The 7,660-nt window shown below is 63.6% G+C and carries 8 protein-coding genes; all 8 read left to right on the top strand.

All coding sequences use genetic code 11. The features are described from left to right. Positions 1-269 (top strand): type VI secretion IcmF C-terminal domain-containing protein (locus INT12_RS16725; RefSeq protein WP_193041148.1); only part of this gene is annotated, 269 nt, incomplete at its 5' end. Positions 270-342: 73 nt separating this feature from the next. Continuing rightward, positions 343-1,122, top strand: coding sequence for a sterol desaturase family protein (locus INT12_RS16720; RefSeq protein WP_193041147.1), 780 nt, complete (start codon positions 343-345; stop codon positions 1,120-1,122). After that, entirely contained in the window at positions 1,119-2,705 is a 1,587-nt protein-coding gene (gene tssA / locus INT12_RS16715) for a type VI secretion system protein TssA (RefSeq protein WP_193041146.1), read from the top strand. The genes INT12_RS16720 and tssA overlap by 4 nt, the downstream gene beginning before the upstream one ends. 24 nt (positions 2,706-2,729) lie before the next feature. Beyond that, on the top strand, positions 2,730-4,499 hold the full coding sequence (gene tssF, locus INT12_RS16710) for a type VI secretion system baseplate subunit TssF (protein WP_193041145.1): 1,770 nt from the start codon (positions 2,730-2,732) through the stop codon (positions 4,497-4,499). Next, the gene (gene tssG / locus INT12_RS16705) at positions 4,463-5,560 is read left to right on the top strand and encodes a type VI secretion system baseplate subunit TssG (protein WP_193058929.1); all 1,098 of its coding nucleotides are present in this window, start codon (positions 4,463-4,465) and stop codon (positions 5,558-5,560) included. Before tssF ends, tssG begins: the two co-directional genes overlap by 37 nt. Then, positions 5,541-6,077, top strand: coding sequence for a type VI secretion system lipoprotein TssJ (tssJ, locus tag INT12_RS16700; RefSeq protein ID WP_193040306.1), 537 nt, complete (start codon positions 5,541-5,543; stop codon positions 6,075-6,077). Before tssG ends, tssJ begins: the two co-directional genes overlap by 20 nt. 3 nt (positions 6,078-6,080) lie before the next feature. Then, the gene (gene tssE / locus INT12_RS16695; RefSeq protein WP_193040307.1) at positions 6,081-6,521 is read left to right on the top strand and encodes a type VI secretion system baseplate subunit TssE; all 441 of its coding nucleotides are present in this window, start codon (positions 6,081-6,083) and stop codon (positions 6,519-6,521) included. A gap of 23 nt (positions 6,522-6,544) precedes the next feature. Then, a complete protein-coding gene (locus INT12_RS16690; RefSeq protein ID WP_193040308.1) occupies positions 6,545-7,657 on the top strand; it encodes an OmpA family protein in 1,113 nt (370 codons plus the stop codon). The last annotated feature ends 3 nt before the right edge of the window (positions 7,658-7,660 follow it).

Raw genomic sequence — 7,660 nt, 5'->3', positions numbered from 1 at the left:
TGTTTGGCGACTACCCCGGCACCTGGGGCCTGATCCGCCTGCTGGAAAACGCCCAGGTCACGCCACTGGACGACGGCAACAGCCGCTACCGCCTGGCCCTCAAGGCGCCCGACGGCCTGAGCCTGACGTGGCACCTGCGCACTGAATTGGATGCGGGGCCGCTGGCGTTGCTCAAACTGCGCGATTTCAGGTTGCCGCAACAGATATTTCTCAATGAGGGCGCCGCAGAAGAACCCTATGCGCAGAACGGGAGTTTCGAACTCCGGTGAATCACTGCCGCCATCGGCGCGCTGACCTAACCAAGGAACACCCTTAACAGGTATTGGATACAAAGGATGTGTAATGCAAAAAATTAAAACTTATCTTCGGGACCATGGCCATGCTCCATTCAAATTCGGCGAGGGGCGTATCAGCGGTTATATCTGCGCTGCGCTCGGGCTGTTGAGTCTGCTGGCCGTGTTGTGTTTTTTGCTTCCCGAGTGGCTGACCACGACCGAACTGCGCAAGGTTTACAACGAACAATTGGCGCGTAGCCTGCTACTGCTCGGATTGGCGCTCCTCATCTCCGCGGCGGTCTTTATTCCGCTGGAAAAGCTGTATGCCAAGAATGCGGTGCCGTGGTTATGGCGCTTCCGTGCAGTACACCATTCGAGTACGGCGATGGATTGGCTGGCCGGCTCGCGTGTCCACTTTGTCGAAGTGCTATTGACGCGCACCGCCGTACTGATGCCGCTGATGTTGCTGGGCTTTTCTGCGCAGGCATTGAATGCCTATGTGGTGCTGGTCGGCGTCCAGGCGGTGCTGGCTCATGCCAATGTGTGCATCAAAGGTGGTTGGCTGGAATACGTATTGGTACTTCCACGCTACCACCATTGGCACCATGCCCGTCATCCAGACTACCGCTACAAAAACCATGCGATTCACCTGCCGCTGATCGATAGGGTGTTTGGAACATTCAAATTGCCCGCAAAGGACTGGCCAACGCGCTACGGAGTGTTTGGCGAACCGTTGCCGGACGGCATTCTGCGCCAGCATCTATATCCATTCCAAAAGCGTGTGCAGAAGTGCGGCAAGCATGAGGGTGTAACACAGCCCGCTGGCGTGAGTGAGGGGGCCGAATGAGCCTGCGCACCTTGATCGCCCGCTGCCTTGGGGAGCGTGACGCACTGTCTGTCGCACACGAACACGCCGCCCACTGGCAACCCTGGCTACACCCCATCAGCACCGAATCCCCTGTCGGCGACGACCCCGGCTACGACGATGACTTCCAACGCATGCGCGAAGAAGTCAACAAACTGTCGGGTGCCGATGCCGAGCAGGTTGCCCAACTGGCGCAGAAGCTGCTGACCCAGCGCTGCAAGGACCTGCGCGTCGCCACGTACTACCTGTGGGCGCGCTTGCACAAAGACGGCGAACTCGGTTTGGCGGATGGCTTGAGCCTGTTGGCCGCGCTGGTGGAGCGCTTTGCCGACGCGGTGCTGCCCAGCCGTCCGAACAGCCGCAAGATGGCCCTGGAATGGTTGGCCAGTGGCAAGGTGTTGGACACGCTGTCGCTGTACCCGGAAGTGGTCAAGGCCGAAGCCGAGCGCACCGCCGCCGCGCTCGCCTGGCTGGAGCGCGGCTTGAGTGGGTGGGCGCAGGAGCAGCGTCCGGATCTGCAGCCGCTGTACGCGGCATTGTCGGCGCGACTGGCGCAGTCCGGCGGGATGGACGCATTGGTCCCGCAACACACCGCCAGCCTTGAGTCGACTGTGCATGCCAACGCGTCGCCGCCGACGATGATCAAATCCGGACGGGACCTGTTGGACAACGGCCGGGCCCTGGCGAGCTACCTGCGTGAGCAACCCTTGGGCTGGCTGGCCGCTCACCGACTGATGAAGAGCTTGCGCTGGGACACCGTGCATCAGACGCCGCCTCAGGAGGCCAACGGCAACACGCGCCTGGCGCCGCCGCGTGCAGACTATCGGGCACAGCTCAAGCGTTTGTACCTGCAACAGAACTGGGCGGAGTTGATCGAACAGGTCGAGCGGATGTATGCCGAAGGCGTGAACCATTTCTGGCTCGACCTGCAATGGTACCTGTATCAGGCCTTGAGCAAACAATCCGCACCGCAGGACCGCTGGGCCGCTATCACCAAACGTGACCTGGGCATGTTCCTTGAGCGCCTGCCGGGTCTGGAGGTGCTGTGCTGGAGTGACGGCACCCCGTTCGCCGACGAAACCACCCGCGAGTGGATTGCCCAGCACGTCAGCGGCAACCAACCCCAGCAATGGCTGCCCGTGCCCTCGGCGGTCGTGGCCAGCAGTGATGCGGACATCTTGTCCCTGGAAGGTGAGGCCGTGGCCCAGGCCGACAGCGACGGCGTGGATCACGCGCTGGCGTGGCTGGCTGCGCGGCCCGGTATCGACAGCGGGCGCCAGCGCTGGCTGCTGCGCCTGCTGATGGCGCGGGTGGCCGAACAGCATGGCAAGAGCGACCTGGCCATTCACCTGCTGGGGGAACTGGACACCACCGCGCAACGCCAGGCCCTGGCCGACTGGGAGCCGGCGCTGCATTTCGAGGTCAAGGCGCGCCTGCTCAAGCTGCTGCGCGTGAAAGCCCAACGCAACGACGCCGACAAACCCAGCCTGGCGCGGCGCATGGAAACCCTGCTGGCGGCGCTGGTCGCCATCGACCCGGTACGCGCCGCCGTGCTGTGCGGCTAACCCTCATCTATCAGGAGTCGTTCTGTGAACATGGACAATCTCACACTGCGCTATTTCGATGCCGAAATGCGCTACCTGCGCGAGGCGGGCAAGGAATTCGCGGAGGCCTTCCCGGATCGGGCGGCACAGCTCAACCTGGACAAACCGGGGGCGCAAGATCCCTATGTGGAGCGCCTGTTCGAGGGCTTCGCGTTCCTGATGGGCCGCCTGCGGGAAAAACTCGACGATGACCTGCCGGAATTGACCGAAGGCCTGGTCAGCCTGCTCTGGCCACACTACCTGCGCACCATCCCGTCGCTGTCGATCGTCGAACTGGTGCCGGAACTGGCGCAGATGAAGCACAGCGAGTTGATCGCGCAGGGCTTTGAAGTGCTGTCGCAACCCATCGGGCCCCAAAGTACCCGTTGCCGCTACACCACCACCCAGGACCTGGCCCTGCGCCCGCTGGCCCTGGCCTCGGTCGGGCGCAGCTTCGCCCCGGATGGTCGCTCCGTGTTGCGCCTGCGTTTTGCCTGCGGCGCGTTGACCGACTGGAGCCAGATCGACCTGAGTCGCGTGCCGCTGTACCTGAATGCCGAAGCCCCTTTGGCCAGTGCTTTGCATCAGGCGCTGACCTTGAATGTGCAAGCGATGTTCGTGCATTGGCCCGGCCAGACCGAACGCCAGCCGGTGGCCGGGCATTTTGCGCCCAAAGGGTTTGCCGATGAAGACCGGCTGTGGCCCAAGGGCGACAGTGCGTTCAGCGGTTATCAGTTATTGCTGGAGTATTTCAGTTTCCGCGAAAAATTCATGTTCGTGACCCTGTGTGGCCTGGAGCATCTGCAGATGGCTCCCGACGCCGCCTGGTTCGAGCTTGAAGTGGTGTTGCGTGAACCCTGGCCGGCCGATTTCGACCTGAGCCGCGAGCATATCCGCCTGCATGCGGTGCCGGTGATCAACCTGTTCGCGCTGGAGGCCGACCCGCTGACCCTGGCACCGTTGCAAAGCGACTACCTGCTGCGCCCCATGCGTTTGCAGGACGGCCATACCGAGATCTATTCGGTGGACCGCGTGACTGCCTCGCGAAACGCCGAGCGCCAGGACTATGTGCCGTTCAGCAGCTTTCGCCACAAGGGCGGCATGCTGCGTGACGAGGCTCCCGAACGCTACTTCCATACGCGCCTCAAGCGCGCCGCCAATGGCTTGCATGACACCTGGCTGATCCTCGGCGGCGAGGGCTTCGACAGCGACCGCCTGCGCACGCGTGAAAGCCTGTCGTTGCGACTGACCGGCACCCACGGCCAATTGCCGCGCAAGGCACTGCAAAGCACCGTGCTCGACACGCTGGTGCAAAGCCCCCAGGCCGGTTTGCGGGTGCGCAACCTGTGTGCGCCGAGCTTGCCGTGCTACCCGCCGAACCGCGACCGCTTTCACTGGCGGGTGCTGAGCCACCTGGGCTCGAACTTCCTGCCGATGCTCGACAACGCCGAGGTGTTGCGCGGCACATTGGCCTTGTACGACTGGACGGGCAGCGAACTCAACCGTCGTCGTCTGGCGGCGATCGTCGAGGTCCGTCATCACTTGGTCCAACGTTTCGAGAAAGGCTTTTTGCTACGCGGCGTGGATATCGAGATCACCCTCGATGCCAACGGCTTTTCAGGGGAGGGCGACATCAGTCTGTTCGGCGAGATGCTCAATCGCTTCTTCGCCTTGTATGCCGACATTCATGTGTACACCCAGCTCACGCTGATCCTGCAACCTACTGGAAAGTGCCTGCGATGGAACGAGAATCACAGTCAGCGTATTCCCGGCTGAAAGCCAGCGGTTTGCTGGATGCCTTACAGGGGCAGGTGGCCGAGGCCAATCTGCAGCGTTTTTGCCAGTTGCTGGAACAGGCTTTGCCCGACCATCCGCCGCTGGGCAGCACCGCGCACCCGGCGGATGACGCCGTGCGCTTTCGGCCCGATCCGGGCATGGGCTTTCCGGCCGGCGAGTTGAAGTCGATTGAAATCGATGAAGCGCACCCGGAGCGAGCGGCGACGGTACGCACGCGCTTGCTTGGGTTGTACGGGGTCGATTCGCCGATGCCGACCGTGTACCTGGATGACATCGCGCAGCGTCGGGAGGGGCATGAAGCGCTGGAAGCCTTCCTGGATATGTTCAATCACCGGATCTTCACCCAGTTCTACCGGATCTGGCGCAAGTACTCCTACCCGGCGACGTTCGAAGCGGGCGGCACCGATGCCACCTCGCAATGCCTGCTGGGCCTGATCGGCCTGGGCATTCCCGGCACCGCGCAACAGGTCGCCACGCCGGTCTCGCGCTTTCTGGCCTTGCTCAGCGTGATGCGCCTGCCCACGCGGAATGCGCAAGGCATCGTCGCACTGGTCAAATTGCTCGCCCCCGACACCCAGGTGCAGGTGACTCCGCATTGGCCGCAGAACATTACGTTGGCGGCGCCGGCCAGCCTCTCCCGGCAACGTCCGGTGAGCCTGGCCCAGGGCACGCCGCTGGGGCGTATCGGCCGCGACGCCAACAGCCAGTTCGCTCTGACACTCTATACCGAGCACGCGCAGGAAGCCCGTCGCTGGCTCCCCGACGGCCAGCTACACCGCGACCTGCGGGTGCTGTTGCGCGTTTACCTGGGGTGGCGTTGCACGGCGAAGCTGCGCTTGTCGCTGCCGTTGCACAGCCTGCCTGCGCCGGTGTTGGGGCTGGCCACCCTCCGGCTCGGCATGACCGGTGTGCTGGGCTTGGGAGGCAGCGCCTGGCGCACGACGGAACGCGAGACCCTCACGATCAACCTGGGGCGCTACCAAGGCCTTTCGATTAACCCGCGCAACAGGGAGACACAGCATGTCGCGTACCGTTTTTAATCTTGTGCTGCTGGCGGCTTTCACGCTACCGCTCGGCGGTTGTGGGTTGGCCCAGACCGTGGCGGATGGCACGGCATCCACCGCCAAGGCGATCTTCTACAAGCAGGTCAACACCCTGCATCTGGATTTCAGCGCGCGCACGGCGCTGAACACCGATGCCACGGACATGCGTGCGTTGTCGGTGCCGACCCTGGTGCGGGTTTACCAATTGCGCGACAGCAAGGCGGTGGAGCTGGCGACCTACGAAGGCCTGCTGGGCGATGACGAGCGCTTGCTCGCGCGTGCGTTACTGGACAAACACTCGGTGGTGGTAAAGCCCGAAGAAGGCGCTCAGCTGAACGTGCCGATGGACAAGGACACGCAGTTTGTCACGTTGGTGGCGTTGTTTCGCGACCCCGATACCCGGCAGAACAGCTGGCGCCTGACATTGACGCGTGACGACCTCGACCCGGATCGCGCACGGGTGATCGAACTGGGCGATAACCGCTTGATCCTGCGCCCATTGACGAAGGATTGAGCCATGACCGAGTACACCCCTTCGCTCTACGAACGCCTGTTGCAGAATTTCGCCGGTGAACTGGACCTGCAGCGGGTCTGCGAGGCGGACCAGCACACCCTCTCGGTGCTGGACAACCTGCAGCGCATCCTCAACAGCCGAGCGGGCGCGCTCAGCCATCTGCCGGATTACGGGCTGCCGGACATGGGCCTGATCCTGCAAGGGTTGCCCGCCACGGCCCAAGGCCTGATCGGCGTCATGACCGACACGTTGCTCAAGTACGAGCCACGTCTGGCGGCGATCACCATCGAGCTGCTGCCCCAGGTGCTGCCGGGGCATCTGGAGTATGCCCTGGACATGCAATTGAAGGATGGGCAGCACGTGACCTTCGGCACCCGCCTGACCCCCGAAGGCCGGGTGCTGATGCGTCACTTGAAGCGACAGCATTACCTGTCGAAGCCTTGAACCGATAACGCAAGGGAAACCCGATGACGGCGTTGTTTGAGATGCGTATTCAAGTCGGCGGTGATCCGCGCGGCTTCAGTGAGTTCATCGCTTTGCGCGAGGAATTGGCCAAGCTCAGCCATCCCGCCTGCCCGGATGTGGACTGGGCCAAGGTCGAGCAAGGCTGCCTTGCGCTGTTCCAGCAAAACGGCGCGGAGTTGCACAGCGCGTGCTTTTACACCTTGGCTCGCGGCCAGCGTCATGGGGTCGAGGGCATCACCCAAGGTGTGGCGTTGATCGAGGCGCTGGGCGGTGAGTGGGTGCGCCTGTGGCCGCCGATGGCGTCGGCGCGCGTGGACTTGCTGGGATGGTTGTTCGAGCAACTGCAACTGGTGCTGCGCAGCCGGACGATGACCGCCCACGGCGTGCCCGCGCTGGTTCAATTGGACCTTGAGTTGGCCCGTTTGCAGGTGCGTTTGCGGGCTCATCTAGACCACCCTCTACAACCGCTGCACGCCCTGCGCTATCAGGTCGGCGGCTTGATCCAGCGCCTGGAGCAAAGCCCCGCGCCGGACGGCACGATGCTCGCGCCGCTCAGGTTGCCGGCGCCGGCGCTGGTGAGCCCCGTGGTGATCCTGCCGCCACCCGCAGTGGTGGCGCGCCGGCCACGCATCGCGCTGTGGGGGCTGCTCGGGGCGCTGATCGTTGCCTTGCTCGCAGGGTTCGGTTGGCGCATGTGGTTGGCCGGTCCAGGCACTGAACCCCTTATGCCCGACCCCGTTCGACTGGACAGCCTGTCGCTGTTCGATGCCGGCAGTGCCACGCTCAAGCCAGGCTCGGCCAAGGTGCTGATCAATGCCCTGGTCGACATCAAAGCCCAACCCGGCTGGCTGATCGTGGTCGCCGGGCATACGGACGCGACCGGTTCCGTCGAACAGAACCTGGCGCTGTCCCATGCCCGCGCCTCTGCCGTGCGCGACTGGATGCAGCGCATGGGCGATATCGCCGACAGTTGCTTTGCCGTCCAGGGCTTCGCGGCCAGTCAGCCGATTGCCAGCAATGAAACCGACGTCGGGCGCGCCGCGAACCGTCGCGTGGATATTCACCTGGTGCCGCAGACAGGGGCCTGCGGCGAGGCCACGGTGGCCGTGGACTGAGCG

Origin of the sequence: Pseudomonas sp. K8, from assembly GCF_014889455.1 — a bacterium.
Lineage (GTDB): Bacteria > Pseudomonadota > Gammaproteobacteria > Pseudomonadales > Pseudomonadaceae > Aquipseudomonas > Aquipseudomonas veronii.
This window is presented reverse-complemented; position numbering and strand designations above follow the sequence as displayed.

Coding starts and splice junctions, on each gene's coding strand:
- INT12_RS16720 (WP_193041147.1), top strand. CDS start 343: ATGCAAAAAATTAAAACTTATCTTCGGGACCATGGCCATGCTCCATTC.
- tssJ (WP_193040306.1), top strand. CDS start 5,541: ATGTCGCGTACCGTTTTTAATCTTGTGCTGCTGGCGGCTTTCACGCTA.
- tssE (WP_193040307.1), top strand. CDS start 6,081: ATGACCGAGTACACCCCTTCGCTCTACGAACGCCTGTTGCAGAATTTC.
- INT12_RS16690 (WP_193040308.1), top strand. CDS start 6,545: ATGACGGCGTTGTTTGAGATGCGTATTCAAGTCGGCGGTGATCCGCGC.
- tssA (WP_193041146.1), top strand. CDS start 1,119: ATGAGCCTGCGCACCTTGATCGCCCGCTGCCTTGGGGAGCGTGACGCA.
- tssG (WP_193058929.1), top strand. CDS start 4,463: ATGGAACGAGAATCACAGTCAGCGTATTCCCGGCTGAAAGCCAGCGGT.